The following is a 25,663-nucleotide window of genomic DNA, read 5'->3' as shown; positions in this document are numbered from 1 at the left end:
AATCTTGAGTGGCTTGATGGCTGTGTTGTGTGGTTTGTTTTTAGCGCCGACAACCTTTGCGGCGCTACCGTTCATCGAGGTTCCCACTGGTGGGTGGGATCCCGGGCTGGAGGCGCGCAAGCACTATGCCGGCGGAATGTATGACTGGGTGCGCCGGGTCAAGGTAGATCGCACGGCACTGGCGTCCGATCGGATCCAGGTCGATCTGTTCGACGACGTGTTCATTATCGAGCGCACGCCCCTGATCGCCAGAGAGCCGGAAGATGTTCCTCTATATGTGGCGGATGTCAGCACGCATGATGTCCAGCGCTCGCCCACGTCGCGGCAACTGTGGGCAGGGACGATCATCGGCGTGCGGGGGCCTGGGGGAATGTCGAGCACTGTCGAAATCACCGAGCTGGGCAACGGCGACCTCATGTCCAGTTTTTCACGTGGCCATTTGCTGTATCAGCTGTTTGGGGATCTACTGGTGCGCATCGATCTGCGCCGGGTTCCCAATGAAGCACCCACGGTGCGTGATCCCTATCCGGCGGACCCGCTCATCCTGGATAAGGCTGCTTCCCCATCAACCGCGGTATCGACGATACGCGTGGCTTTTGGGTACGGAAATGGTGCGCTTGCCAACGGTAGGGAGCAGGTTTTCAGAATGATGGAGGGAGCGGTCGAACACGCAACTGCTGGCTTCCTCGCTAGCGGTATTCGGGTTGAACTACAGCGGGCTGGAAATGCGCTGCCCGGCTACGCTGAATCCAGCGTGGTACAGACGCTGGATGACCTTGTTCTGGGCTCTAACGGCCCGCTCTGGCTGGTGCATAGGATGAGGCATCTCGAAAAGGCGGATTTGATGCTGATGATCATCGACACGAAAGATCCGGAATCCGTCTGCGGTCAAGCACAACGGCTTCTGGCAACGAAGGAAACGGCATTTGCGGTGGTTGAACGTCGCTGCCTTCCTAATGAGATCAACAGCCTCGCCCATGAAATCGGCCACCTCTTGGGCGCCGACCATGATCCTGCACACGCGTCCATCAGCCCTCCAAAATTCCAATACGGGCATGGCTATCAATCACCATTGAATACACCTGACCGGTGGAGGACAGTGATGGCTTACGATTGCAGTGATCGTGCATGCGGACGGGTCAACCGCTGGTCATCTCCGCGGGTGAGCCACAACGGATTGCCGGCTGGAACGGCGCGTCTGCATGACAACGTCCGCGTGTTGAATGAGACACGAGCCACAATAGCTGCATTCTATCCAGACCCGTGAGCAGACTGACCCGGGCCGGGAGGTTAACAATCAAGCCATGACCTCCGGCCAATTGCCCCCGACCCGCCAAGTGCGTAGGGTCGCAGGCATCCTGCCCTGGAGTTCCTGCATGAAGCCGCTTGTCCTTGCTGTTGCGTTGGCCCTGTCCGTTCCCGCCGCGCTGTCGGCCCCGCCGGCGTTGGCCGCCCCGGCTGCCGCCAAGCCCGCCGCTTCGCCCGCATGGGTCACCCGCAGCAACCAGCTGGCGCAGATCCTGCTGGATGCGCAGGGCCCGTTCCAGCCGGAAGAGACCGGCTTCTTCGGCGTGCCGGGCTATGACGACAAGGTGGCCGACTTCGGCCCCGACAACGGTGCCCGCTACCGCGCGGCGATGGCCAAGGCGCGCAGTGAACTGCAGGCCAAGCTTGCCACCGAGCGCGATCCCAACGTCCGCCAGGACCTGGCGATCATGATCGCCGCCGCCGACCAGAACATCGAAGGCAGCGAACTCAACGAGAAATACCTGCTGCCGTGGAGCGACACCCCGCAGACCGTGTTCAGCGGCCTCAACCTGCTGCTGTCCGATCAGGTGCCGGCCGAGCGCCGGGCCAAGGCGCTGGATCGCCTGAAGGCCTACGCCGGGCTTGCCCCGGGCACGCAGCCGGTGACCACCCTGTCGCGCCAGCGCTATGAAGAACGCCTGGGCGACAAGACCCTGCTGCAGCCGACGAAGATCGAAGTCGAGCAGTCGCTGGCCAATGTGGACACCTACATCACCGGCATCGAGCAGCTGTTCGGCAAGTACAAGGTGGCTGGCGCCGAGCAGGCGCTGCAGACCATCGCCAGCCAGCTGCGCGAGTACCGCGATTGGACCCGCCGCGAGGTGCTGCCCAAGGCCCGCACCGATGCGCGTCTGCCCGAGCCGCTGTATGCCTACCAGCTCAAGCGCGTGGGCATCGACATCGCCCCGGCGCTGCTGATGCAGCGGGCCCAGCTGGAATTCATGGAAACCCGCTCGGCGATGCGCCAGCTGGCGCCGCTGGTGGTGCAGGCCAAGGGCCTGAAGGTCACCGACAGCACCGATCCGGTGGCGGTGGTGCGTGCGCTCAAGGGCGACAAGATTCCCGACGATCAGCTCGAGCACCACTACCGCGGCGTGATCGATGCGATCGACCCGATCATCCGCAAGGAAAGGATCGTCGATGTGCCGCAGCGTCCGATGCAGATGCGCCTGGGCTCGGCCGCCGAAAGCGCCGCCTCGCCGGCACCGCATTTCCTGCCGGCGCCGCTGGTCGGCAATACCGGGCAGCAGGGCACCTTCGTGTTGCCGCTGGGCAACCCGGCCGCCGGCGACAAGGCCGCGCAGTACGACGATTTCAACTTCGGCTCGGCCGCCTGGACGCTGAGCGCGCATGAAGGCCGCCCGGGCCACGAACTGCAGTTCACCGCGATGGTCGAGCGCGGCATCTCGCTGGCCCGCACGATGTTCGCCTTCAATTCGGTCAACGTGGAAGGCTGGGCGCTGTATGCCGAAGCGGAGATGGTGCCGTACGAGCCGCTGGACGGTCAGCTGATCGCGCTGCAGTTCCGCCTGCTGCGGGCCGCGCGCGCGATGCTGGACCCGATGCTCAACCTGGGTCAGATCGACCGGGCCAACGCCGAGCGCGTGCTGATCGATGAGGTTGGCCTGTCCAAGGCGATGGCCACGCAGGAGCTGGACCGCTACATGGTGCGCATGCCCGGCCAGGCAGGCAGCTACTTCTACGGCTACACCCGGATTCTTGAGCTGCGCATGCAGACCGAGCTGGCGCTGGGCGATCGCTTCGACCGGCTGGCGTTCAACAACTTCCTGCTCGACCAGGGTCTGCTGCCGCCGGACCAGCTGGCCAAGGCCGTCAATGACGTGTTCGTGCCGAAGTACAAAAGCGCGGCCAAGCGCTGACGCGTTTGCGGTAGGCACCGACCGTTGGTCGGTGCGCTATCCCAGCAGCCACGACCAACGGTCGTGGCCTACCGCGGCCTTCGTTAGCGCTGCGGCGTGATCGTCTGCGTCGGCAGACGCGGCGCCGGCGGCGGATTCGGTACCCAGATCGCCACACCGGCCGCGCGCTTCTGCGTGGTCGGGATGCCGATGCCCACACCACCGCCCACGTGCGAGCCGTAGCTGCCCGCACCGACGGACATGCCGACTGGCGAGCCGCTGGAACCCACGCCCATCAGGATCACGCCGTTGGCCCCGAGGGCGGCGGCCTCACGCTTGAGCCGCATGACCGCGGCATCGGTCTGGCCCTGCGTGCCGAAACCCACCGCGCTGGCCGATTCGAGCTGGGCGATTTCCTGCGACCCGGCCGGCGGAGTGGAGTAGATCTGCACCGTGGCCGGATCGACCGGCGCACGCGCCTGGCCGAGCATGACCTTGGAGGTACTGGCGCAGCCGGCGCTGAGCAGCGCCAGGCCCAGCAATGCAGCGCATCGGATGTTCATGGCGTTACCCCTGTGTGTGATGGCTGGGATGATCGGCGCTGGCGACTGAATCGGTCCCAACCCCTGCCAGCGCACCCTAGCACCGGCCCGGTGAGGCCCCCGCCAACGGCGTCTCGCTGCCGCTTGCGCCTGCGCCGGGAACCGCTATGGTGGGCCACGCATTCACCTCAAGGAGCCGGGCATGGGATTGATCAGTCTGTTGTGGGGCATCGTCGCGCTGCTCTGGATGATTGTGGCCCTGATCCCGCTGCTGGGGTGGGGCAACTGGTTCCTGATCCCGTTCGCGGCGGTGGGCGCGGTCATCGCCGCGATCGGCATCCTGTTCACCCACGCCAGCAAGCGCGGCCGGGCCTGGACCGGGCTGGTGCTCAACGGCATCGTGGTGGTGGTGGGCATCGTCCGGCTGGGGCTGGGTGGCGGCATCATCTGAGCGGCCCGTGCGCGGCCCGGGTGCGACCGACCGTCGCAGCTCACGGCCGCCCGGTACCATCGGCGTAGAATGACCGGCTGCCGCATCCGGCTCTGCCGGCGGTCCACGCCCGTCCGGGCGCTCTCCCTGCACCGATGATCATTCGTCCTCGTCCCCACGGCTGGCAACTGCTCTACATCCTGCGCGGCTCCATCGTTCCGGCGGTGGCCCCGAAGGTGGTGGCGATCCTGCTGCTGTCGATCGCGGTGGCTGCCCTGGCCGAGCTGTGGCACCCGCCGGGCATCGAGCGCGTCTCGGTGGCACCGTTCACGCTGCTGGGCCTGGTGCTGTCGATCTTCCTGAGCTTCCGCAACAACGCCTGCTTCGAGCGCTGGTGGGAAGGCCGCAAGCTGTGGGGCCAGCTGATCTATGAATCCCGCAGCCTGGCCCGCCTGTGCCAGGCGCTGCTGGTCGACGATCCTGCGCTGCGCGACCGCGTGTGCCGGCTGTGCATCGGCTTCGCGCATGCGTTGGCCGCCCGCCTGCGTGGCCGCGACATGGCGCTGGCGGCGCTGCCGTGGGTGCCCGAGGCCGATCGCGCGCGGTTCGGCCAGCGCCTCAACGCGCCCGACCAGCTGCTGGCGATGATCGCCGCCGATCTCGCCCAGGCGCTGCGCGCCGGCCAGCTTGATCCGTTCCTGTACACCCAGTTCGAAACGCGCCTGCATGCACTGTCCAGCATCCAGGCCGGTTGCGAGCGCATCCTGACCACGCCGCTGCCGTTCGCCTACACGCTGCTGCTGCACCGCTGCGCATGGCTGTTCTGCGTGCTGCTGCCCTTCGGCCTGGCCAGCTCGCTGGGCTGGGCCACTCCCGTGGTCTCGGCCGTGCTCGCCTATGCGTTCTTCGGCCTGGACCAGCTCGGCGAGGAGATGGAAGAACCCTTCGGGCTGGAATCCAACGACCTGCCGCTGGATGCCATGGTGCGCATCATCGAGATCGACCTGCTCGACAGCCTGGGCGTCCAGCCGCTGCCCGAGCCGCTGCAACCGCGGCACTACCTGCTGCAGTAGGTCCTGCACTCCTTCCTGCATTCCGTTCCGGAGTTCCTCATGGCACACCCCGACTACCGCCCCCGCCGCATGCGTCACGACGAGTTCTCGCGCCGTCTGATGCGCGAGAACACGCTGACCACCGACGACCTGATCTATCCGGTGTTCGTGCACGAGCTGGCCGGCCGCGCGCCGGTGGCCTCGATGCCGGGCGTGGAACGGCTGTCGATCGACGAGCTGCTGAAAGTGGCGGAAGAAGCGCTGGAGCTGGGCATTCCGGTGATCGACCTGTTCCCGGTGATCGATCCGGCCGGCAAGTCGCTCGATGCCGCGGCGGCATGGGACGAGAACGGCCTGGCACAGCGCGCCATCCGCGCATTGAAGTCGCGCTTCCCCGAGCTGGGCGTGATGACCGATGTCGCGCTGGATCCGTACACCACGCACGGCCAGGACGGCATCATCGATGACAAGGGCTATGTGCTCAACGACATCACGGTGGAGGCGCTGGTCAAGCAGTCGCTGTCGCATGCCGAAGCGGGCGTGGACATCATTTCGCCCTCGGACATGATGGACGGCCGCATCGGTGCGATCCGCCGTGCGCTCGATGCCGCCGGCCACGTCAATGTGCGGATCATGGCCTACTCGGCCAAGTACGCCTCGGCGTTCTACGGCCCGTTCCGCGACGCGGTCGGCAGCTCCACCGGCCTCGGCAAGGCGGACAAGAAGACCTACCAGATGGACCCGGCCAACGGCGACGAGGCCATGCGTGAGATCGCGCTGGATCTGGAAGAAGGGGCGGACATGGTGATGGTCAAGCCGGGCATGCCCTACCTGGACCTGGTGCGCCGGGTGAAGCAGCAGTTCGGCGTGCCGACCTTCGCCTATCAGGTCAGTGGCGAGTACGCGATGATGAAGGCGGCCTTCGCCAATGGCTGGCTGGACGAGCGGGCGTGCGTGATGGAGTCGTTGATCGGCTTCAAGCGCGCCGGCGCCGATGGCGTGTTGACCTATTTCGCCCCGCAGGTGGCGCGTTGGCTGCGTGAGCGCTGACAATACGCGCCCACCCGATACAGGACGACGATGATGCAGACGATGGGATGGCTACAGTGGGTGACCTGGACGGCCGGTGTGCTGGCCTTCGCCGTGGTGATCGGGCTGGTGATCCGTGGCGTGCGCCGCGCCGCGCGGCAGGCACCGGAGCAACCCTCCGCCGCGGCCCGCATCGCCCGTGAGGCGCAGCTGTCGCCCGCCTTGCAGGCACAGCTGGCCGCGTTGAACCAGCGCAAGGATCACGGCGAGATCAGCGAAGCGCAGTACGAGCAGCTGCGCGCGGAGCTGCTGCAGGGCCATTGACCCTGGGCGGCGCCGCCTCCACGGGTAGAGCGACGCCAAGCGTCGCTGCCCTTCGGCCCCGCAACATCAACCGCAGCCCGGACCCTGCGGCGCTGACGGCGCCTTGATCCGGTACAGATCCAGCCCGCCGGCACGCGGTGCGCGTGCCATGCCAGCCAGGACCATCTCCGACGGCTTCGACGCGTCCACCACCGGCGCACCGGTCTGGCCGTCGGCGGTATTGAAGGACAGCATCAGCGGCACCGCCGCCTGGCGGTGATCGCAGCTCGCCAGCAGGACCTGCGAATGCCCGTCGCTCGCGCGGGTGAACGCCAGTGCGCCGTCATTGTCCAGCCACGCCGCCCCAAGTTCGGCGGCGGCCGTGTTGAGCGGGGCCGGCAGGGCCTGCGCGGTACCGAATCCCTCGCCCTGCACGGGCGCCAGATACAGATCGAAGCCGCCCTGGGTCTGCCTGCTGTTGCGTGAGAACAGCAGCGTGCGCCCATCCGGACGCAGCGCGGGCGCCCGTTCGTCGTCGCGCGTGTTGAGCGCCGGCAGGGCCTGCACGGCCTCGATGGTGCCGTCGGCGGTCACCGGGGCACGGTACAGATCGAAGCCGCCTTTTCCGCCGCTGCGGTCGGAGGCGAAGTACAGCCAGCGGCCATCGTGGCTGAAGTACGGGTCGCGCTCGTCGTTGGCGCTGTTGAGCGCGAGTGGGGCAGGGTCCTGCCAGCGGCCCTCGCGCAGCACCGCCTGCCACAGGTCCCAGCCCCCCTTTCCGCCGGGTCGGTCGCTGGCCCAGACGATGCGCTGGCCATCCGCTGCGATCGTGGCCTGCGCCTCGTTGGCCTTGGTGGAGACCACGCCCATGCCCTCGATGCCGAATTCGGAAAGCGCCATCGCGGCGGGTGTGCAGAGTAAACTGGCGCTCAGCGCGAGCAGAGACAATGGAATGCGCATCATCGCGTCCGTTGGGGTTTGCGTTCCATTCTAGGCCCGGAGCAGGAAACCCATGACCGACCGTTACGCCGTATTCGGCCAGCCCATCGCGCATTCGCAGTCGCCGCACATCCATGCCACGTTCGGCCGGCAGGAAGGCCTGGCGCTGGACTACCGTGCGATCGAGGCATCGCCGGGCGAGTTCCTGGCGGCCCTGGAGGCCTTTGCCGCCGAGGGGGGCGTGGGCGCCAACATCACCGCGCCGCACAAGGAAGCCGCCTTCGCGCTGTGCACCACGCTGACCTCGCGCGCGCGCCGCGCCGGTGCGGTCAACACGCTGCTGCGCAAGGGCGATCGCTGGCATGGCGATACCACCGATGGTATCGGCCTGGTCCGGGACCTCACCGACCGTCACGGCCTGGACCTGCGTGGCCGCCGCACCCTGTTGATCGGCGCGGGCGGCTCGGCCCGCAGCGTGGCCCCGGCCCTGCTGGATGCCGGCATCCTGGAGCTGGTGGTGGTCAACCGCACCCCCGAGCGCGCCGACGCGCTGATCGATGCGATGGGTGAGCCGGGTCGCGCCATCACCCGCTACTGGGAAGACATCCGCGAGCTGGGCGATTTCGAGCTGATCATCAATGCCACCTCGGCCGGCCGCGACCGCGCCGCGGAGTTCAAGCTGCCGCTGTCGCTGGTCAACAGCATGACCACCGCGGTCGACCTCAACTACGGCGAGGCCGCGATTGCCTTCACTGCGTGGGCGCGCTCGGCCAGCTGCCGCAACATCGTTGATGGCTTGGGCATGCTGGTCGAACAGGCGGCGGAGAGCTTCCTGCAGTGGCACGCCGTGCGCCCGCAGACCGATGCGGTCTACACCGAGCTGCGGACCCAACTGGCCCCGCTGGCCGGCGAGGACTGAGCCGGTGGACATGGATCTGCTGATCTCGATGCTGACCATGGTGGGCGTGCGCCTGCCGGTACTGATCGCGCTGGCGATCGCCGTGGTCTGGGTGGTGGATACCCCGCGCGGCGCGATCCGCAGCGTGGCCTTGGCTGCGCTGGGCGTGATGGCGCTGACCACCCTGGCCGGCCTGGTGCTGAACCTGGTGCCGATGTGGATGGTGCAGCAGGGCAACTACGAGAATCTGCAGCTGATGTCCAAGCTGCTCGGTGCCGGCCACTTCGCGCTCAATCTGTTCGAGGCGCTCGCGCTGGTGCTGCTGGTCTGGGCGATGACCCGCGCGCTGCGCGGCCGCGCCGTTCCCCCCGCTGCGCCGCTGCCGCCACGCTGAGCGGGTGCAGCAGGCTGTCGCAGTCCACCGTGTTGACGTGGGCCGCGTCACGGATATGAACCGGCGCGGAAAATGGCGCCGGTCACGGCCCCCGGGTCGTGAGAAAATGGGGGCCGTGATCCAGTCAGGCAGTCCTCCGGCGTGACCGAAAAAGTTGAAGCCCCCCGCGCCCTGAACGACGACATGAAGGCCGCCATCCGCGATGCCTACGCCAAGCTGCAGGCCAATACCCCCGGCTTCAGCACCCGGCGCTCGCAGAGCCAGATGATCGGCGTGGTGTCGCGTGCGCTCTCGCACAGCGGCGGCGTCGGCGTGGTCGAAGCGCCCACCGGCGTCGGCAAGTCGCTGGGCTACCTGACCGCCGGCGTGCCGATCGCGCTGGCGACCAAGAAGAAACTGGTGATCAGCACCGGCACCGTGGCGCTGCAGTCGCAGCTGGTCGAGCGCGACATCCCCAATTTCCTCAAGGCCACCGGCATCGAAGCCACCGTGGCGCTGGCCAAGGGCCGCACCCGTTACCTGTGCACCCGCAACGCGGCCGAAGCGCATGGCGATGGCGCGCAGGAAGGCATGTTCGACGACGAACAGCCGTTGTTCGACCGGCCGTTGGCGCCGATCGAGATGGACCTGGCGCAGTCGCTGAGCAAGGCCTTCCTGGAAGGCCGCTGGAACGGTGACCTGGACAACGCGCCGGAAACGATCAGCAACACCCTGCGCTCGCGCATCACCACGCCGGCCTCCGGCTGCGCCGGGCGCAAGTGCGCCTACTCGGCGCAGTGCGCGGTGCTGCGCTCGCGCAACACCGTGCGCGAGGCGCAGATCGTGGTGACCAATCACGCGCTGCTGTTGTCGGCGCTGTCGATCGGCGAGAGCGACAACGGCCAGCCGCTGATCGCCCCGCCCTCGGACATGCTGCTGGTGCTTGATGAAGGGCATCACATCGGCAACGTCGCCATCGACCAGGGCGCGGCCAGCCTCGCGCTGGACGAAATGGCCAAGCGCACCGGCCGCCTGCAGGTGCTGATCGCCGCGTCCTACCGCGCGGTGGACAAGGACAAGCTGGGCAACCTGCTGCCCAACGAGGCCATCGAAGCCGCCGCCAAGGTCAGCAAGCAGCTCAAGGCCTTCCGCGATGTGATCGACCGCAGCTGGCGGCCGGATCCTTCCGCACAGGAGCCGATGTGGCGCGCTCCGAATGGCCGCTTGCCGGACATCTGGATGCCGGATATCGAGGCCATCGCCGACGACACCCGCGCGCTGTTCAACTGGGCGCACGCCGCGCTGACGCAGGTGGCCAAAGGCAAGCCCGAGGATGCCGCGCGCGAGCGCCTGCAGCGCAACCTCGGCATGGCGCTGGAGATGATCGAGCAGCAGCACAACCTGTGGACCGGCTGGCGCCGCGAGGACAAGGAGGGCCAGCCGCCGACCGCGCGCTGGATCACCCTCTCGCGCGATGGCGATCTGATTCTGCATGGCTCACCGGTCTCGGCCGCGAACGTGCTGCGCAAGCTGCTCTGGGACGAAGTGGACTCGGTGGTGATGACCTCGGCCACGCTCACCGGCGGTGGCGATTTCCAGGCGCTGGCGATCGACAACGGCATTCCGGCCGAGGCCGAGATGGTCTCGCTGGCCTCGCCGTTCGATCTGCCGAACCAGGCGCAGCTGATCGTGCCGGCATTCCCGGTCACCCCGGATGACAAGGAAGGTCACCCCAAGGAAATCGCGAAGTACCTGGTCAAGGAGCTGGACTGGGGCAAGGGCAGCATCGTGCTGTTCACCTCGCGCTGGAAAATGGAAAAGGTGGCCGAGCTGATGCCGGCCGCGCAGCGCAAGCAGGTGCTGGTGCAGGGCGAAACCGCCAAGCAGAAGATGATCGACGAGCACTTGCGGCGTACCTCGGCCGGCGAGGGCTCGGTGCTGTTCGGGCTCAATTCCTTCGGCGAAGGCCTCGACCTGCCGGGCGAAGCCTGCACCACGGTGGTGATCACCCAGGTGCCGTTCGCGGTGCCGACCGACCCGCAGACCTCCACCCTGAGCGAGTGGTTCGAAAGCCGCGGCCTGAATGCCTTCAACCTGATCGCGATCCCGCATGCGCTGCGCACGCTGACCCAGTTCTCCGGCCGGTTGATCCGCACCTCCACCGATACCGGCCGCGTGATCATCCTCGATTCGCGGCTGCTGACCCGCCGTTACGGCAAGCGCATCATCGATTCACTGCCGCCGTTCAAGCGGGTGATCGGGTAGGGATGCATCAGACAGCCACGTGGCCGTGGCGTTCACAACGGTAGAGCCACGCCATGCGTGGCTGCTCTCCGATCAGAACGGGGTAGAGCCACGCCATGCGTGGCTGCTCTCCGATGAGAACCCGCCGCAGCCTGAAACTGCACGCATCCACGCATGGCGTGGACCTACTCTTCCAGCTTCGCCAGGTCCCGCACCGCACCCTTGTCGGCACTGGTGGCCAGCAACGCATACGCCTTCAGTGCACCGGTGACCTTGCGCGGGCGCGCCTCGCGCGGCTTCCAGCCCAGTGCATCCTGCTCGGCGCGGCGTGCGGCCAGCGTGGCGTCATCCAGCAGCAGATCGATGCGCCGTGCGGGGATGTCGATGCGGATGCGATCGCCGTTTCGGACGAGGCCAATGGTGCCGCCCGAGGCCGCTTCCGGCGAGGCATGCCCGATCGACAGGCCCGAGGTGCCGCCGGAGAAACGGCCGTCGGTGAGCAGGGCGCAGTGCTTGCCCAGCCCCTTGGATTTCAGATAACTGGTCGGGTACAGCATCTCCTGCATGCCCGGGCCACCGCGCGGGCCTTCGTAGCGGATCACCACCACGTCGCCGGCCACCACGTCATCGGCGAGGATGCCGGCCACGGCGGCGTCCTGGCTCTCGAACACGCGCGCGTTGCCTTCGAACACGTGGATGGATTCGTCGACGCCGGCGGTCTTCACCACACAGCCATCGACGGCCAGATTGCCGCGCAGCACCGCCAGCCCGCCTTCGGCCGAATAGGCATGCGCGACGGCGCGGATGCAGCCTTCGGCACGGTCCACGTCCAGCGTCGGCCAGCGCGTGGCCTGGCTGAAGGCGACCTGGGTCGGGATGCCGGCGGGGCCGGCACGGAAGAAATCGTGCACCTTTTCATCGGTGCTCACCGCGACATCCCAGCGTGCGATCGCCTCGGCCAGGGTGCGGCTGTGCACGGTCGGCACGTCGGTATGTAGCAGGCCACCGCGCGCGAGTTCGCCGAGGATGCCGAACACACCGCCAGCGCGATGCACATCCTCCATGTGGTACTTCGGCGTGTTCGGGGCGACCTTGCACAGCTGCGGCACACGGCGCGAGAGTTCGTCGATGGCATGCAGGTCGAAGTCCACCTCCGCTTCCTGCGCCGCGGCCAGCAGATGCAGGATGGTGTTGGTGGAGCCGCCCATGGCGATATCCAGCGTCATCGCGTTCTCGAACGCTTCGCGGGTGGCGATGCCGCGTGGCAATGCACCCACGTCTTCGCCGCCGTACCAGCGGTGGCACAGTTCCACGACCACGCGGCCGGCGCGGCGGAACAGCTGCTCGCGGTCGGCGTGGGTGGCCAGCGTGGAGCCGTTGCCGGGCAGCGACAGCCCCAGCGCTTCGGTCAGGCAGTTCATCGAGTTGGCGGTGAACATGCCCGAGCACGAGCCGCAGGTCGGGCACGCGCTGCGCTCGTACTCGGCCACCTTCTCGTCGCTGGCGCTTTCATCGGCGGCGATCACCATCGCATCCACCAGATCCAGCTTGTGCTCGGACAAGCGCGTCTTGCCCGCTTCCATCGGCCCACCGGAGACGAACACCACCGGGATGTTCAACCGCAGCGCGGCCATCAGCATGCCGGGGGTGATCTTGTCGCAGTTGGAAATGCACACCAGCGCATCGGCGCAATGCGCGTTGACCATGTACTCCACCGAGTCGGCGATGATCTCGCGGCTGGGCAGCGAATACAGCATGCCGTCGTGGCCCATCGCGATGCCGTCATCCACCGCGATCGTATTGAACTCCTTGGCCACGCCGCCGACCTGCTCGATCTCGCGCGCCACGAGCTGGCCCAGGTCCTTGAGGTGCACGTGGCCGGGCACGAACTGGGTGAACGAATTGGCGATGGCGATGATCGGCTTGTGGAAGTCGCCATCGGTCATGCCGGTGGCGCGCCACAGGGCGCGGGCGCCGGCCATGTTACGGCCGGCGGTGGAGGTGCGGGAGCGGTATTCAGGCATGGTGGCTGGCAGGATCTGGCGGGCCGTGGGGGCGCGTTTCACCTCGATTCTGCCGAAAAATTCCGGTTGCGTTTGCAACCGTTGCCACCGGTGTTTTCCGGGCAAAACCTGAAACCGCGTTCAGCTGGGCGACTTTGCCGGTTTTGGTTGTTCGCCCCGATCAGGCATGATTGGGGAGATAACCGTACTAGGGGGCATGACGCCATGAAACGTTCCAGGACCACTGCGCTGCTGCTGATGAGCGCCGCGCCGCTGCTGTTCACCGCCTGCCAGAAGAACGAGGCCGTGCAGGTGCAGGAAGGGCTCTACACCTCGGTGCAGGCCTGTACCGAAGCCACCGGCGATCCGTCCAGCTGCCGCACTGCCTTCGCCGAGGCGCAGAAGCAGTCGGCCGATGCCGCCCCCAAGTACGCCACGCGTGAAGCCTGCGAGGCCGAATACAACGCCGAGCAGTGCGTGGAACAGAAGACCTCCACCGGCCATTCGTTCATCGGCCCGATGATGATGGGCTTCTTCATGTCGCAGATGCTGAGCAACCGTGGCGGCGCAGGCCTGGCCCAGCAGCCGGCCGCGAGCCCGGCCTACCAGGACAAGGCCAAGGGCTGGGCACGCCCGGGTCCGTCGACCGGTGGCATGAACACCGCCAGCGGCATCGGCGCCGGCAAGGCCGGCCTGGCCCCGGTCAATGCCACCCCGAACCGGGCGGTCACCGCCAGCCGCGGTGGCTTCGGCAACACCAGCAGCAACCGCAGCAGCGTCGGCGGCTGATCGATGCAGCGCGTGCGTATCGCCGAGCGCAGCCAATGGCGCGCCCGGGCCGAAGAGTCGGGCTTCCGTTTCCACACCATCGATGGCCTGCCGTACTGGGATGAAACCGCGTACTACGCCTTCACCCTGCGCCAGATCGAACAGGACATCGAAGATCCCAGCGCCGAGCTGCATGCGATGGCGATGGACCTGGTGGACGAGGTGGTGGGCAGCCAGCAGCTGATGGACCAGCTGGCGATCCCGCCGCCGTTCCGCGACTGGATCGCTGACAGCTGGCGTCGCCGCGAGCCGCACCTGTATGGGCGGCTGGATTTTGCCTACGACGGCACCGGCCCGGCCAAACTCTACGAGCTGAATTACGACACGCCCACCTCGCTGTTTGAAGCCTCGTTCTTCCAGTGGCAGTGGCTGGAGGACCAGCGCAACCAGAACCGGCTGCCGCCGGATGCCGATCAGTTCAACGCGATCCATGAGGCGCTGGTCGAACGCTTCGGCGAACTGGCCGCGCAGCTGCCGCCGCCGCTGTATTTCAGCGCGGTGGGTGCGTCGGACGAAGACCAGGGCACGGTCGCCTACCTGCGCGACTGCGCGGCCCAGGCCGGCCTGCGCGGCGAAGCGATCGCGATCGAGGATATCGGCCTGTCCGAGGACGGGCGCTTCACTGCGCTCGACGACACCGTGATCGGCAGCCTGTTCAAGCTGTACCCGCTGGAAGACCTGATGACCGAGTCGTTCGGCCAGGCGCTGCCCGCCTCGGGCGTGCAGCTGCTGGAACCGGCGTGGAAGGCGATCCTCAGCAACAAGGGCGTGCTGCCGCTGCTGTGGCAGCGTCACCGTGGCCACCCGAACCTGCTCGCCGCCGAGTTCGACGATGGCAGCGAGCTGCCGCGTGGCTGGGTGCGCAAGCCGCTGTTTTCACGCGAGGGCGCCAATGTGGCCATGCACCTGGCCGATGGCAGCTGGCAGGAAAGCGAAGGCCCGTACACCGGCCCGGCGATCCGCCAGGCCGCGCATCCGCTCACCGCGTTCGATGGCGGCTATCCGCTGATCGGCAGCTGGGTGGTGGGTGACCACGCCTGTGGCATGGGCATCCGCGAAGACAACAGCCGGATCACCCGCGACAGCGCCCGCTTCGTACCGCACGCGATCATCGACGAAGCGCCGACGCGCATCTATCTCTGATCGTTACAGCAACCCATCCCGCTTGACCGCCAGGTAGCGTTCCACCAGCGCGCCGGGCAGTGCTTCGGCGGTGACATCCAGCACCATCACCCGGTGGCTGCGCAGCGCGTCATGTGCGTCGCTGCGCTGCTGCAGGTAACGCGCGATCGCGCCGGCCTGGGTGGCGTCCTGCAGGGTCTCCACCGGCTGGGCCAGCGCATCGTCCAGCGCGCGTTCGCGCAGGCTGGCCACGCACACCAGGTGCTGGCGTTGCAGCAGGCGCACTGCGGCGAGCAGGTCTTCGATGTCCTCATCGCGCACGTTGGTGACCAGCATCACCAGCGAGCGCCGGCGCTGACGCAGCGACAGCTCGGTGGCAGCGGCGAGGTAATCGGTGGCCACCGGCTGCGCCTGCAGATCGTAGCTGGCGCGCAGCAGGGTATCGATGGTGCCCATGCCGCGTCTGGGCGCGACCCAGCGGCTGTCGCCCCCGGCCGCAAACAGGCCCACACCGTCGCCCTGGCGCAGCGCAAGGTAGGACACCACCAGCGCCGCGTTGAGCACATGATCGAAGTGCGACAGGCCACCTTCGCTGGCCATCATGCGCCGGCCGGTGTCGATCATCAGCACCAGCTGCTGGTTCTTCTCGTCCTGGTATTCGCGGGAGATCAGCTTGCGCGCCCGCGCGGTCGCCTTCCAGTCGATCTGGCGCAGGCTGTCGCCGACGCGGTACTCGCGCATCTGGTGGAAGTCGGTGCCTTCGCCGCGGCGGCGCTTGAGGTGCGCACCCACCAGGCGCGAGGCCTGTTCGGCACTGAACAGCGCGAAGCGGGTGAGCGGCGCGAAGTTGGGATACACGCGCACCGTCATCGCTGGCGGCAGCTGCCGCCGCTGATGCCACAGCCGCCACGCGCTGTGCATGCGCAGGTGCACGCCCTCGAACACGAAACGGCCACGCGCGGTCGGGGTCAGTCGGTACGCCACGCTGCTGGTGACCATCGGTTTGAGCGCCAGCGACCGCGGCAGGCCCTGCAGGCTCCAGCCGCCGGGCACCAGATCGAACACGTCCACGCGCTGGTGCCGGCTCGATTCCAGCCGCAGCGTCGCCTCGCGTTCAACGTTCAGTGCCAGCGACTCCGGCAGCTCGCGGTGCACACTCGGCGAGGGCTGGCGGCGCAGGCGCAGCAGGTCCACCAGCGCAATCAGCGCCACGCCGCCACCGATCGCCCACCAGACCGCCTGCGGCCAGGCACCGAGCACCACCGGCACGCCGAGCAGGCCCCAGCCGGCCAGCAATGCCAGCAGCAGCGCGCCCGGCCTCATGCCGATCGCTCGCGATGGAGGACGCGCGCCCTCATTTGCGCGGTGCGTCCACCTTGGCCAGCAGCGCGGTCAAGGCATCGTCGGCGCTTTGCCCTTCGATCTGCAGTTCCGGTGCCAAGGCAATGCGGTGGCGCAACGCCGGCTTGGCGATGTCGCGTACGTCATCGGGGGTGACGAAATCACGGCCGGACAGCACCGCCTGCGCACGCGCCGCACGCACCAGCGCGATGCTGCCGCGCGGCCCGGCGCCGAGGGCGATACCCGGCCACTGCCGGGTGGCAGCCACGATCCGCACCGCGTAGTCGATCACTTCCGGATCGACCGTGATCGCCGCGGTCGCCTGCTGCAGCGCGACCACCTCGGCCCCGCTGAGCACGCGTGGCACCTGCGAGAGATCGAAGTCGGCCGCGCTGCGGCCGGTGGTGATCGCATCGACCATGCGCTTCTCGTCGTCCAGCGTCGGGTAATCGATCAGCACCTTGAGCAGGAAGCGGTCCAGCTGTGCTTCGGGCAGCGGGTAGGTGCCTTCCTGCTCGACCGGGTTCTGCGTGGCCAGGGTCAGGAAGGGCGGGGACAGCGCGAACGCCTTGCCTTCGATGGTGACCTGGCCTTCCTGCATCACTTCCAGCAGGGCCGACTGGGTCTTGGCCGGGGCCCGATTGATTTCATCGGCGAGCAGCAGGTTGGTGAACACCGGGCCGCGACGGATCTTGAAGCTCTCGGTCTTCGGGTCGTACACCGCATGGCCGCTGACATCGCTGGGCATCAGGTCCGGGGTGAACTGCACGCGGCCATAGTCCAGCTCCAACGCCTGGGCGAGGGCGCGCACCAGCAGGGTCTTGCCCAGCCCGGGCACGCCTTCGATCAGCACGTGGCCGCCGGCCAGCAGCGCGATCAGGATCTGGTCGAGCACCTCGGGCTGGCCGATGAAGGCGCGGCCCACGGCCTCGCGCACGGCATCGACGCGCTCGGACAACGGCGATGGGGATGGCGTCACGGCAGGCGGGGACAACGGCGGCGGAAGCGTCGGCTCGGTCATAGCAGGTTTCTCATCTGGATCAGCAGGCGGATGCGGTCGCGCAGGCCGGCGACGTCGTGGGAAGCGGGTGGGGTCAAGGCGGTCTGCACGCGCTCGTGCGACCACTGCAGCAAGGTGGCGACGGCCTGTACCCGGGCCTCGCCGGTCAGTGCGGCCGCACTCGGCGAACGCCGCCGCAGACGCGCCAGGAACGCGCGGCGGACCGCGTCATACAACAGCGGTGCCTTGCCAAAGCGCAACAGGTGGTCGCCGCTGGCGCGGATGTGTTCGAGCAGCGAGCGGCGTTCCGCGGCAGGCGAGGGCAATTCACTGCCCAGGCGCTGGGTGCGCTGCCACAGCCAGCCGAGCAGGGCCAGCAGCAACGGCGCCCACACCGGCCAGCCGAGGTAGAACACGCGGTTCCACAACGACGGCGGGCGCGAAGCGTAGACCAGCCACATCGTGCCCTTGCCGTAGTTGGGCGCCAGCACGTAGCGGGTGAGATCGCGGTGGGCTTTGTCGTGCAGGCCATCAACGAGGGCGTTGGCAGCGTTTGGCGGAACGGTCGGGTTGGGCCGGCCCTTGCCCTGCATGAAGGCCATGTCGGCGAGCACATCGATGCGCCCCTGGCCGTGGCGCAGGCGGGCGAAGACCCGATTGGCCGCGTTGCCCCACTCGCGCTCGAGCCCCATGCCCGCGGGTGGCTCCACCGCGAAGCGGCGGCCAGTGCAGAACTCCACATGCTGCGGGTCATCGCGCACGTGGAACTGCTGGCAATAACTTCCGCGGTCCGCGCTGTCCACGCCGAGCGCGTCCAGCAGCGGGCCATTGCGGGCGGTGTCCTTGCCCACCGGTGGCGTGCGCACGATCAGGTGCCCACCACGCTCCACCCAGGCCATCAGCGTTGCTACGGCAGGTGCGGGCACTTCCGCGCTGTCCTGCAGCAGCACCAGGGTATCGCCCGGCGCCAGCGGCATCCGGGTCAGGTCCAGGCGTGGCCGCGACTGCACGGTCAGCCCGTCCGCACGCAGCGCCTGGCCGAGGACGTACAGCGGGTTGTAGCTGGCTTCGCCCTGTGGCGGCAGGTGCTCTGTGTGCGTCACCCGCTCGTGGGTGCGCAGGAACAGGATCGCCAGCGGTACGCCGATCACCAGCAGGCCCAGGCCGACCAGCAGCCAGCGCAGGCGGGCGCTCACGCGCGCCACCCGAACTGGGCCTGCAGAATCGTCGCCAGCGCATCGAAGTCATCATCGCTGGGCAGTCGGCCGGCATAGGCCGCGTATTGCCAGACCCGCACGATGCGCGCGAACAGGCTGCGGTCGGCCTCGGCCGGCATCCGTCGCGAGGCCCGCAGGCATTGGGCCTCGGTCGCACCCGGGGGCAGGTTGATCTGCGCCCGTTCGCTCATCGACTCCACACTCGCGCGGTACAGCAGCGCCAGCGCCTGGCGTGGGCGGCCCTCCTGCCACAGGGCACGCGCACGCGCGGCGGGATCGGGCGGCGCCACGTCCGGTACCCGGATCGGCTCTTCCACCACGGCCGCCGCCTTTGCCCGGCGGCGCTGGCCGGAGCCGCGCAGCCACGGCAGCCAGCGCGGTGCGGTGGCCAGCAGCAGCAACACCAGGACCCCGACCACCGCCCACAGCGTCCATTCGGCGATCCGGGCCGGCAACAGCGGCCCCTTGCTGCCGCGTTGGCCATTGGCCTTGGCCGCGGCCTCACGTTTCGCCTTCTCCGCCTCGGTTGCATCGCGCTCGATGCGCGTCCACTCGGTGACCTCACGGGTCGGACTCTGCAGCGGGTCTTCATACGCGCGCTGCACGGCCTGGCGGAAGCCAGCCGTATCCACCGCTTCAGCGCCAAAGATGACCGGGGGCGTGTTGTCCGGATCATTGTCGTACGTACGCGGCGGGTCATCGGCGTCATCGTCGTCGCCACCGTCGGCATCCGCGACCGCGTCCGCGTCCGCGTCCGAAGCCGTATCGGCGTCCTGCGCAGGCGACGGAGCGTCATCGGCCGGCGTCGGCAACGCACCCTTGGTGTTCGACTGCGCCGGTGCCTGTTGGGCGTGCAGTGCCGCGCCCGGCCAGACCAGCACAAGGGCCAGCACCAGCAGTGGCGCAGCGCGCTGCAACCGTGCATGCAGGCGCCGGAAGGCGATCTCCAGGTCCCATGCTTCCATCTGCGTACGCCGGTCCAGATACAGGCCGAAGCCGGCACCGACATAGAACGGCCCGATCAGTGTGGCGGCCAACCAGAACAGCAGGTTCACGCCCAGCTGCATCCACGCCGGCATGTCCTGCTTGGCCAGTTCCCACGCCGCGCGCCAGGACTCGGACAACAGGTCCACCGGGATGAACAGGAACACCGCGGCGATGCCGCCGACCACCAGCACGATCTCGAAGACCATGCACACCAGCGTCAGCAGTACGGCATGGCCCATCGCGCCACCGGCGATGGCGCGCCGACGTTGGCGACGATGCGCGGCGTCGGTGCCCTCCAGCAGATTCACCGGCAGCAGCACCGAGCGCAGCGGACTCAGGCGCCGCCAGCCCAGATAGCCCCAGAAGCCCTCCCAGCCCCACGTGCGCTGCGCGCGCAATGTCTGCGGGGTGGTGGATGCATCGCCGAACACCCCGCGCGAGATCACATACAACGCGATGCGCTCGAACAACGGCTTGAGCCACCACATCGCCAACCAGGCCCAGCCGAAACTGTCGGTCCACCAGGCCAGCGCGTTGAGCAACACGAACACCGGCAGTGACACAATGATCCACGGCGTCCAGATCGCCGCGGCATGCCGGCGCACCAGGGCCATGCCCAGCTCCATGGCTTCCCAGCCGGAGCGTGCGCGAAGGACGATGTTGAGCCGGTCAATCTGCATCGGCCGCTCCGCGTCCGCCGCGCCACAACCACACCAACACCGCGGTCCACAGCACGGCCGCCACGCTGTATTTGCCCCAGGCCGGAATCGCGGCGATAGAGGACCAGAACGCTTCGATGAAGGCGGCGATCAGCAACATCGCCGCGACCCCAACGCACAGCTTGGCCCCGATCACACCGCCCTCGACCAGCGCATCGATGCGACGCCGGCGGCCGGGCGCGAGCAGTTTCATGCCCAGCTGCAATCCAGCGCCGCCGGCGATCACGATCGCGGTCAGTTCGAACGCGCCGTGGCCCGCCACGAAGCGCCAGAACGGATCGCCGTGGCCGACGTGCTGCAGATGGCCGGCGACCGATCCGATGCCGACGCCGTTGAACAGCATCACCAACACCGTGCCGACGCCGGCGATCAGCCCGAAGGCGAACGTGCGCAGGCCGATGCTGATGTTGTTCATGATGTAGTAGCCGAACATCGTCCAGTTGGTGCCGCTGTCGCGGCCCAGGTTCGGCGAGGCCGGGTCGTACATGCGTTCGAATTCGGCGATGCGCGCGTTGTCCATCAGCAGATGGATCAGCTCGGGGCGCCACAGGATCAGCGCGAAGCTGCCCACCAGCGGCACCACGAACAACGCTGCGGCTACCCACATGCTGCGCGCCTGGCTGCGCACCAGCTGCGGGAAATCGGCGAACAGGAAGGCGAGTGCACGCTGCCACTGCGGACGCGGGGTGCGGTAGAGCAACGTGTGGCCCTGCTGCATCAACTGCTGCAGGCGTGCCACCAGCTGCGGGCTGTAACCGCGCCGACGCGCCAGTGCCAGCTGTTGGCACAGGCGGCGGTAGCGTTGCGGGAAATCACCATCGTCCAGGCCCTCGTGGACCGGCTGCCGGCGCGCCTGCCGCGGGCGCTCACCGCGCTGGGCCAGCCACTCCTCCAGCGCCTGCCATTCGGCCTGGTAGCGGGCGACGAACTGCTCCTGTCTCATCGCCGCCCCAGCAGCCAGTTGGCCATCGCATACAGGCGCAGCACGCCGACCTGGCCGTGGCTGCCGGTGAGTGGCGACGCGATGTCGGCCAGCTCCTGCTGGCGCGGGGCCGATAGCCGCGGCGCGCGTTCGGCGAAGGCGACCACGGCAGCCTGTTCGGCCGGCTGCAGGGGCTGCGGCGGGGGCAGCACGCTGCCGACCGGCACGGTACCCCCCAGCGGCGCTGCGCCCTGGTGGATCACCACGGTGCCGGCGACCAGATCGCCAAGGCGGCGGCCATGCGCATCGAACAGACTCGACAGCAGTCCCAGCGCGTAGCCGAACGGCAGCATGTCCACGGTGCGCAGCAGGTTGCGGGTGATCGCGCTCATCCAGCCGATCGGTCCACCATCGCGCGCGACCACGCGCAGGCCCATCGCGCGCTTGCCCAGCGTGCGGCCCCAGCAGGCTTCCTGGACGATGGTGTAGGCCCACATCAGCAGGAACATCAGGCCGAGGTAGAGCCCTTGGCCCAACCCGCCGAGGAAGGCCAGCGGAATGCTCAGCATCATCAATGCGCCGACCCGGATCACGAAGTCGATCGCCCACGCCAGCGCACGCGGCAACGGCCCGGCGACCGGCAGGTGCAGGGGCACGCCTTCAGGGGTGATGACCTCCCGGTAGGTATCCAGCATGGGTGCGCTCATCGGCGGCGCTTCACGGTGGATCGTACGGAAGGCCACGGGGGACGCCGGATTCCTCTCCGGTCTGCCAGCGGGGGCATGGGGTTCTCGACTGCTTCCTGGTCGGCTGAGGACTTTACCGCAATCAACCCCGGTACTGGTCCTTCAGGCGCACGTAGTGATCGGCCGAGTAATGCAGCGACTCGATCTCCTTGTCGCTGAGCGTGCGCGCCAGCCGTGCCGGGTTGCCCAGCCACAGTTCGCCTTCGCCGACCACCTTGCCCGGGCCGAGCACCGCGCCGGCGCCGAGGAAACCATGGGTGCTCACCGTCGCGCCGTCCAGGATGCAGGCGCCCATGCCGATCAGGCAGTAATCGCCGATCGTGCAGGCATGGATGATGGTGCCGTGGCCGACCGTGACGCCCTCACCGATGATCGTCGGGTAGCCGCCCTTGTTGAACGGGCTGTGGTGGCTGACGTGGATGATGGTGCCGTCCTGGATGTTGCTGCGCGCACCGATCCGCACGTGGTTCACATCGCCGCGGATCACCGTGCCCGGCCACACCGAGACGTCATCGCCCAGCACCACATCGCCGATGATCGTGCAGGCCGGATCGATGTAGACGCGCTCGCCGAGCACGGGCAGTTTGTCGAGGAAGGGGCGGATCGGGGACATGCGCAAACTCCGGCAACGCAGGGGCTGGGACGCCGCCTGCAGCGTTGTCCCGGCCCCCGATGATAGCGCGGGGGCGCCCGCCACCCGCCGATACCCGTACACCAACGGTCGGCTCTACCGGCGGTGGGTGCTGTGTTACGCGGCGCGGGTGCGGCGCGCGCGCTCCAGATGCACCAGCAGCAGCGAGATCGCCGCCGGGGTCATGCCGGGGATGCGCTGGGCCTGGCCGAGGGTCTGCGGCCGCACGCGTTCGAGTTTCTGCTGCACTTCCGCCGAGAGGCCGCGCACGCCGGCGTAATCGAAATCGGCCGCGATCGCGGTGTTCTCGTGGCGCTGCTGGCGTTCGATCTCGTCGCGCTGGCGGTCCAGGTAGCCGGCGTACTTCACCCCGATCTCGACCTGCTCGGCGACCTTGGCATCGGCCACGGCCGGGCCAAGCGAGGGCACCTGCATGAGCGTGGCGTAGTCCAGTTCCGGGCGCTTGATCAGATCCAGCACATTGGTTTCGCGGCTGACCGCCACGCCCAGCGTGGCCTCCACTTCGCGGCCCAGCGCATTGCCCGGCGTGGCCCACAGCGCACGCAGCCGTGCGGTTTCCTGCGTCACGGCGTCCTGCTTGGTCTGGAAGGCGGCCCAGCGGCGGTCGTCGACCAGGCCCAGCTCGCGGCCGAGGCCGGTCAGGCGCACATCGGCGTTGTCCTCGCGCAGCTGCAGCCGGTACTCGGCGCGGCTGGTGAACATGCGATACGGCTCGTTGGTGCCGTGGGTGATCAGATCGTCGACCAGCACGCCCAGGTAGGCCTCATCGCGGCGCGGGCACCAGCCGGCGTCGTCACGGGTGAAGCACGCGGCGTTGAGCCCGGCCAGCAGGCCCTGCGCGGCGGCTTCTTCATAGCCGGTGGTGCCGTTGATCTGGCCCGCGAAGAAAAGGCCGCCGACGGTCTTGGTCTCCAGCGTGTTCTTCAGCCCGCGCGGATCGAAGAAGTCGTATTCGATCGCGTAGCCGGGGCGGGTGATGTGCGCGTTCTCGAAGCCACGCATGCTGCGCACCAGTTCCAGCTGCACATCGAAGGGCAGCGAGGTGGAGATGCCGTTGGGGTAGATTTCGACCACATCCAGCCCTTCCGGCTCGACGAAGATCTGGTGACTGGCCTTTTCGGCGAAACGCACCACCTTGTCCTCGATGGAGGGGCAGTAGCGCGGGCCGATGCCTTCGATCTGGCCGCTGTACAGCGGCGAGCGGTGCAGGGCGTTGCGGATGATCTCGTGGGTGCGCTCGCTGGTGTGGGTGATCCAGCAGCTCACCTGCGCCGGGTGCTCGTCCACGCTGCCGAGGAAGGACATCACCGGGCGCGGATCGTCGCCGGGCTGTTCTTCCATCACGGTGTAATCCAGCGAACGGCCGTCGATCCGTGGCGGCGTGCCGGTCTTGAGGCGGTCGATCACGAACGGGCGCTCGCGCAGGCGCGCGGCCAGCGTGGTTGCCGGCGGGTCGCCCATGCGACCGGCGGCGTACTGGGTTTCACCGACGTGGATCTTGCCCGCCAGGAAGGTGCCGGCGGTAAGCACCACCGCGGCCGCGCTGAAGCGCAGCCCGGTCTGGGTGATCGCACCGCGCACGGCATCGCCTTCGATGATCAGGTCATCGACCGCCGCCTGGAAGACCGTCAGGTTGGGCTGGGCTTCGACGATCTGGCGGATCGCCATCCGGTACAGATTGCGGTCGGCCTGGCAGCGCGTGGCGCGCACGGCCGGGCCTTTGGAGGCATTGAGCGTGCGCCACTGGATACCGGCGCGGTCGGCGGCATGCGCCATCGCGCCGCCCAGGGCGTCGATTTCCTTGACCAGGTGGCCCTTGCCGATCCCGCCGATGGCCGGGTTGCAGCTCATCGCGCCGATCGTTTCCACGTTGTGGGTCAGCAGCAGGGTGCGCGCACCGCTGCGCGCGGCCGCCAGCGCGGCCTCGGTGCCGGCGTGGCCGCCGCCGATGACGATCACGTCGTAGCGGTAGAAGGTGTCAGTCATGGCGGAGGAACTCGGGACGGGGCCGGGCAGCCCGGATCAGCCCTGGAGGCAGGGCGCGGGTGGCGATTTTAGCGCCATTCGTCGGGGGCCATAACATCCACCCTCAAGTTGGCACGTTTTCTGCAGATAACCCAATAGCACCCAGGATGGCATGCGCCTTGTGCGTAACGGACCGGAATTGGAACAGGGGCCGGTCCAAGCGCATCGTGGGGAAGCAGAGGGGCCGGTAGTCGGGGGACTGCCGGCCCTGTTTTTTTGCCGGCCCGCGCCGGTTTCATGGGCGCCAGATACAAAAGGCCCCGCCATTGGCGGGGCCTTCTGCGTTGTAGGTGCCGACATCCGACAGGGCCGGAACAGGGGGGATCCAGATGTTCCTGGCGGATATCGACATAGAGCCGAATGTGACGCCACTTGTCGCTTTTGGCACTTTGTGACCGTGACTGTCACCGCCCAGCTAGAGTGAACTGCCGGGCGCGTGAAAATCAAGCCATCTCAAGGCTCAACTGTGCGTTGGTTCGCATTGTTGAGATTCCGCCACGGGGAACCGTTCATCCTCGGCGCAGACGGACGCGGTGCCTGGGCCGGGCGTGCCTGGGGCGGCGGCGACGGGCGCTGCTGTTGCCGCTGCTGCGGGCGGCGCGGGCCACCGACCGAATCCATGTTCCGCCACGGCGAGCCGCCGTTGTTCGGACGCGGGCGATCCGGCGGACGGGTGGGGTTGCCGTTGCCGTTGCCGGGGCGCGGCGGCGGCCGATGATTGTGCGGCGGGCGATAGTTCGGGTACGGGCGATACACCGGATAGCCGTAGCCACCGCCATACCCACCGCCGTAACCGTAGTAGCCACCCCCGTAGTAGCCGCTGCCGTATCCGTAGGGATACCCGGCCGGGTAGCGATACTCGACCGAAGGTGCGCCGTGGTAGTAGCCATTGCCGCCGCCACCGCCGACATAGTCGTACGTCGCGCAGCCGGACAGGGCCAATAACAGGCCACCGGCAAGAACAAGGCGCATTTTCATGATGGGGTCCCCCCAAAGGGCTGTAGGGCCAGCTTCCGCCCAGGGCATTGAATCGGCCCTTAACTCGGCCCGATCCGAATGAATGGTTGCCATGCTGACACGTTCATCCAGGCGGGTGTGGACGTGGGGCATACGTTAATCTTGCG

The 25,663-nt window shown here is 67.9% G+C and carries 23 protein-coding genes; 11 read left to right on the top strand and 12 right to left on the bottom strand.

Going from position 1 to position 25,663, the window contains the following annotated elements; genetic code table 11:
• The first annotated feature begins 4 nt into the window (after positions 1 to 4).
• Positions 5 to 1,267 carry a M12 family metallo-peptidase gene (locus ABE546_RS09070; protein WP_313209418.1) on the top strand — a complete coding sequence of 421 codons (1,263 nt, stop codon included), beginning with the start codon at positions 5 to 7 and terminating at the stop codon, positions 1,265 to 1,267.
• 109 nt (positions 1,268 to 1,376) lie between these two features.
• Entirely contained in the window at positions 1,377 to 3,188 is a 1,812-nt protein-coding gene (locus ABE546_RS09065; protein WP_313209416.1) for a DUF885 domain-containing protein, read from the top strand.
• An 83-nt stretch (positions 3,189 to 3,271) separates the two neighbouring features.
• On the opposite strand, the gene ABE546_RS09060 is transcribed toward ABE546_RS09065, so the two are convergent.
• The gene (locus tag ABE546_RS09060) at positions 3,272 to 3,730 is read right to left on the bottom strand and encodes a hypothetical protein (RefSeq protein WP_019185443.1); all 459 of its coding nucleotides are present in this window, start codon (positions 3,728 to 3,730) and stop codon (positions 3,272 to 3,274) included.
• A 181-nt stretch (positions 3,731 to 3,911) separates the two neighbouring features.
• On the opposite strand from ABE546_RS09060, the gene ABE546_RS09055 reads away from it, so the two are divergent.
• From ABE546_RS09055 to ABE546_RS09040, 4 genes are all read left to right on the top strand, one after another.
• On the top strand, positions 3,912 to 4,160 hold the full coding sequence (locus tag ABE546_RS09055; protein WP_019185442.1) for a hypothetical protein: 249 nt from the start codon (positions 3,912 to 3,914) through the stop codon (positions 4,158 to 4,160).
• Between the two features lie 134 nt (positions 4,161 to 4,294).
• Positions 4,295 to 5,212, top strand: a complete 918-nt coding sequence (locus tag ABE546_RS09050; RefSeq protein WP_313219351.1) for a bestrophin family ion channel — start codon at positions 4,295 to 4,297, stop codon at positions 5,210 to 5,212.
• 39 nt (positions 5,213 to 5,251) lie between these two features.
• Complete coding sequence (gene hemB / locus ABE546_RS09045; protein ID WP_313209399.1) at positions 5,252 to 6,241, top strand: porphobilinogen synthase; 990 nt, start codon at positions 5,252 to 5,254, stop codon at positions 6,239 to 6,241.
• Between the two features lie 33 nt (positions 6,242 to 6,274).
• A complete protein-coding gene (locus tag ABE546_RS09040; protein WP_284128632.1) occupies positions 6,275 to 6,544 on the top strand; it encodes an SHOCT domain-containing protein in 270 nt (89 codons plus the stop codon).
• 66 nt (positions 6,545 to 6,610) lie between these two features.
• On the opposite strand, the gene ABE546_RS09035 is transcribed toward ABE546_RS09040, so the two are convergent.
• Positions 6,611 to 7,483: a TolB-like protein gene (locus ABE546_RS09035; protein ID WP_346463384.1), complete on the bottom strand. Its 873-nt coding sequence runs from the start codon at positions 7,481 to 7,483 to the stop codon at positions 6,611 to 6,613.
• A gap of 52 nt (positions 7,484 to 7,535) precedes the next feature.
• On the opposite strand from ABE546_RS09035, the gene aroE reads away from it, so the two are divergent.
• The 3 genes from aroE to dinG all read left to right on the top strand — a co-directional run bounded on the left by aroE (position 7,536) and on the right by dinG (position 10,998).
• A complete protein-coding gene (gene aroE, locus ABE546_RS09030) occupies positions 7,536 to 8,381 on the top strand; it encodes a shikimate dehydrogenase (protein WP_152152162.1) in 846 nt (281 codons plus the stop codon).
• A gap of 10 nt (positions 8,382 to 8,391) precedes the next feature.
• The gene (locus ABE546_RS09025) at positions 8,392 to 8,754 is read left to right on the top strand and encodes a hypothetical protein (RefSeq protein ID WP_313209390.1); all 363 of its coding nucleotides are present in this window, start codon (positions 8,392 to 8,394) and stop codon (positions 8,752 to 8,754) included.
• 183 nt (positions 8,755 to 8,937) lie between these two features.
• The gene (dinG, locus tag ABE546_RS09020; protein ID WP_346463443.1) at positions 8,938 to 10,998 is read left to right on the top strand and encodes an ATP-dependent DNA helicase DinG; all 2,061 of its coding nucleotides are present in this window, start codon (positions 8,938 to 8,940) and stop codon (positions 10,996 to 10,998) included.
• 164 nt (positions 10,999 to 11,162) lie between these two features.
• On the opposite strand, the gene ilvD is transcribed toward dinG, so the two are convergent.
• Positions 11,163 to 13,001 carry a dihydroxy-acid dehydratase gene (gene ilvD / locus ABE546_RS09015; RefSeq protein WP_313209533.1) on the bottom strand — a complete coding sequence of 613 codons (1,839 nt, stop codon included), beginning with the start codon at positions 12,999 to 13,001 and terminating at the stop codon, positions 11,163 to 11,165.
• Between the two features lie 204 nt (positions 13,002 to 13,205).
• Between ilvD and ABE546_RS09010 the strand changes: the two genes are divergently transcribed.
• Positions 13,206 to 13,769 (top strand): DUF1190 domain-containing protein, encoded by a 564-nt coding sequence (locus ABE546_RS09010; RefSeq protein WP_259262015.1) that lies wholly within the window; start codon positions 13,206 to 13,208, stop codon positions 13,767 to 13,769.
• A 3-nt stretch (positions 13,770 to 13,772) separates the two neighbouring features.
• Entirely contained in the window at positions 13,773 to 14,951 is a 1,179-nt protein-coding gene (locus tag ABE546_RS09005) for a glutathionylspermidine synthase family protein (RefSeq protein ID WP_313219357.1), read from the top strand.
• Positions 14,952 to 14,954: 3 nt separating this feature from the next.
• On the opposite strand, the gene ABE546_RS09000 is transcribed toward ABE546_RS09005, so the two are convergent.
• From ABE546_RS09000 to ABE546_RS08960, 9 genes are all read right to left on the bottom strand, one after another.
• Positions 14,955 to 16,253 (bottom strand): DUF58 domain-containing protein, encoded by a 1,299-nt coding sequence (locus tag ABE546_RS09000; protein ID WP_346463382.1) that lies wholly within the window; start codon positions 16,251 to 16,253, stop codon positions 14,955 to 14,957.
• 31 nt (positions 16,254 to 16,284) lie between these two features.
• Positions 16,285 to 17,292 (bottom strand): MoxR family ATPase, encoded by a 1,008-nt coding sequence (locus ABE546_RS08995; protein ID WP_346463380.1) that lies wholly within the window; start codon positions 17,290 to 17,292, stop codon positions 16,285 to 16,287.
• Positions 17,289 to 18,467: a DUF4350 domain-containing protein gene (locus ABE546_RS08990; RefSeq protein WP_313209379.1), complete on the bottom strand. Its 1,179-nt coding sequence runs from the start codon at positions 18,465 to 18,467 to the stop codon at positions 17,289 to 17,291. The genes ABE546_RS08995 and ABE546_RS08990 overlap by 4 nt, the downstream gene beginning before the upstream one ends.
• On the bottom strand, positions 18,464 to 20,155 hold the full coding sequence (locus ABE546_RS08985; protein WP_346463378.1) for a DUF4129 domain-containing protein: 1,692 nt from the start codon (positions 20,153 to 20,155) through the stop codon (positions 18,464 to 18,466). Before ABE546_RS08985 ends, ABE546_RS08990 begins: the two co-directional genes overlap by 4 nt.
• A complete protein-coding gene (locus ABE546_RS08980; protein ID WP_313219364.1) occupies positions 20,145 to 21,137 on the bottom strand; it encodes a stage II sporulation protein M in 993 nt (330 codons plus the stop codon). The genes ABE546_RS08985 and ABE546_RS08980 overlap by 11 nt, the downstream gene beginning before the upstream one ends.
• Complete coding sequence (locus ABE546_RS08975; RefSeq protein ID WP_346463376.1) at positions 21,134 to 21,823, bottom strand: RDD family protein; 690 nt, start codon at positions 21,821 to 21,823, stop codon at positions 21,134 to 21,136. Before ABE546_RS08975 ends, ABE546_RS08980 begins: the two co-directional genes overlap by 4 nt.
• 121 nt (positions 21,824 to 21,944) lie before the next feature.
• Positions 21,945 to 22,475, bottom strand: a complete 531-nt coding sequence (locus tag ABE546_RS08970) for a gamma carbonic anhydrase family protein (protein WP_313209370.1) — start codon at positions 22,473 to 22,475, stop codon at positions 21,945 to 21,947.
• 135 nt (positions 22,476 to 22,610) lie between these two features.
• Positions 22,611 to 24,500, bottom strand: coding sequence for a tRNA uridine-5-carboxymethylaminomethyl(34) synthesis enzyme MnmG (gene mnmG, locus ABE546_RS08965; RefSeq protein WP_346463374.1), 1,890 nt, complete (start codon positions 24,498 to 24,500; stop codon positions 22,611 to 22,613).
• A gap of 492 nt (positions 24,501 to 24,992) precedes the next feature.
• Positions 24,993 to 25,517 (bottom strand): hypothetical protein, encoded by a 525-nt coding sequence (locus ABE546_RS08960; RefSeq protein WP_346463372.1) that lies wholly within the window; start codon positions 25,515 to 25,517, stop codon positions 24,993 to 24,995.
• Positions 25,518 to 25,663: the final 146 nt, after the last annotated feature.

Origin of the sequence: Stenotrophomonas sp. TWI377, assembly GCF_039674525.1 — a bacterium.
Taxonomy (GTDB): domain Bacteria; phylum Pseudomonadota; class Gammaproteobacteria; order Xanthomonadales; family Xanthomonadaceae; genus Stenotrophomonas.
The sequence above is the reverse complement of the archived record's forward strand: the minus strand, read 5'-3'. Positions and strand labels throughout refer to the sequence as shown.

Coding starts and splice junctions, on each gene's coding strand:
- ABE546_RS08960 (WP_346463372.1), bottom strand. CDS start 25,517: ATGAAAATGCGCCTTGTTCTTGCCGGTGGCCTGTTATTGGCCCTGTCC.
- ABE546_RS08985 (WP_346463378.1), bottom strand. CDS start 20,155: ATGCAGATTGACCGGCTCAACATCGTCCTTCGCGCACGCTCCGGCTGG.
- ABE546_RS09000 (WP_346463382.1), bottom strand. CDS start 16,253: ATGAGGCCGGGCGCGCTGCTGCTGGCATTGCTGGCCGGCTGGGGCCTG.
- ABE546_RS09060 (WP_019185443.1), bottom strand. CDS start 3,730: ATGAACATCCGATGCGCTGCATTGCTGGGCCTGGCGCTGCTCAGCGCC.
- ABE546_RS09005 (WP_313219357.1), top strand. CDS start 13,773: ATGCAGCGCGTGCGTATCGCCGAGCGCAGCCAATGGCGCGCCCGGGCC.
- ABE546_RS09040 (WP_284128632.1), top strand. CDS start 6,275: ATGCAGACGATGGGATGGCTACAGTGGGTGACCTGGACGGCCGGTGTG.
- hemB (WP_313209399.1), top strand. CDS start 5,252: ATGGCACACCCCGACTACCGCCCCCGCCGCATGCGTCACGACGAGTTC.
- ABE546_RS08975 (WP_346463376.1), bottom strand. CDS start 21,823: ATGAGCGCACCCATGCTGGATACCTACCGGGAGGTCATCACCCCTGAA.
- aroE (WP_152152162.1), top strand. CDS start 7,536: ATGACCGACCGTTACGCCGTATTCGGCCAGCCCATCGCGCATTCGCAG.
- ABE546_RS09050 (WP_313219351.1), top strand. CDS start 4,295: ATGATCATTCGTCCTCGTCCCCACGGCTGGCAACTGCTCTACATCCTG.
- ilvD (WP_313209533.1), bottom strand. CDS start 13,001: ATGCCTGAATACCGCTCCCGCACCTCCACCGCCGGCCGTAACATGGCC.
- ABE546_RS09065 (WP_313209416.1), top strand. CDS start 1,377: ATGAAGCCGCTTGTCCTTGCTGTTGCGTTGGCCCTGTCCGTTCCCGCC.
- mnmG (WP_346463374.1), bottom strand. CDS start 24,500: ATGACTGACACCTTCTACCGCTACGACGTGATCGTCATCGGCGGCGGC.
- dinG (WP_346463443.1), top strand. CDS start 8,938: ATGAAGGCCGCCATCCGCGATGCCTACGCCAAGCTGCAGGCCAATACC.
- ABE546_RS09010 (WP_259262015.1), top strand. CDS start 13,206: ATGAAACGTTCCAGGACCACTGCGCTGCTGCTGATGAGCGCCGCGCCG.
- ABE546_RS09055 (WP_019185442.1), top strand. CDS start 3,912: ATGGGATTGATCAGTCTGTTGTGGGGCATCGTCGCGCTGCTCTGGATG.
- ABE546_RS09035 (WP_346463384.1), bottom strand. CDS start 7,483: ATGCGCATTCCATTGTCTCTGCTCGCGCTGAGCGCCAGTTTACTCTGC.
- ABE546_RS08970 (WP_313209370.1), bottom strand. CDS start 22,475: ATGTCCCCGATCCGCCCCTTCCTCGACAAACTGCCCGTGCTCGGCGAG.
- ABE546_RS08995 (WP_346463380.1), bottom strand. CDS start 17,292: ATGACCGAGCCGACGCTTCCGCCGCCGTTGTCCCCGCCTGCCGTGACG.
- ABE546_RS08980 (WP_313219364.1), bottom strand. CDS start 21,137: ATGAGACAGGAGCAGTTCGTCGCCCGCTACCAGGCCGAATGGCAGGCG.
- ABE546_RS09025 (WP_313209390.1), top strand. CDS start 8,392: ATGGATCTGCTGATCTCGATGCTGACCATGGTGGGCGTGCGCCTGCCG.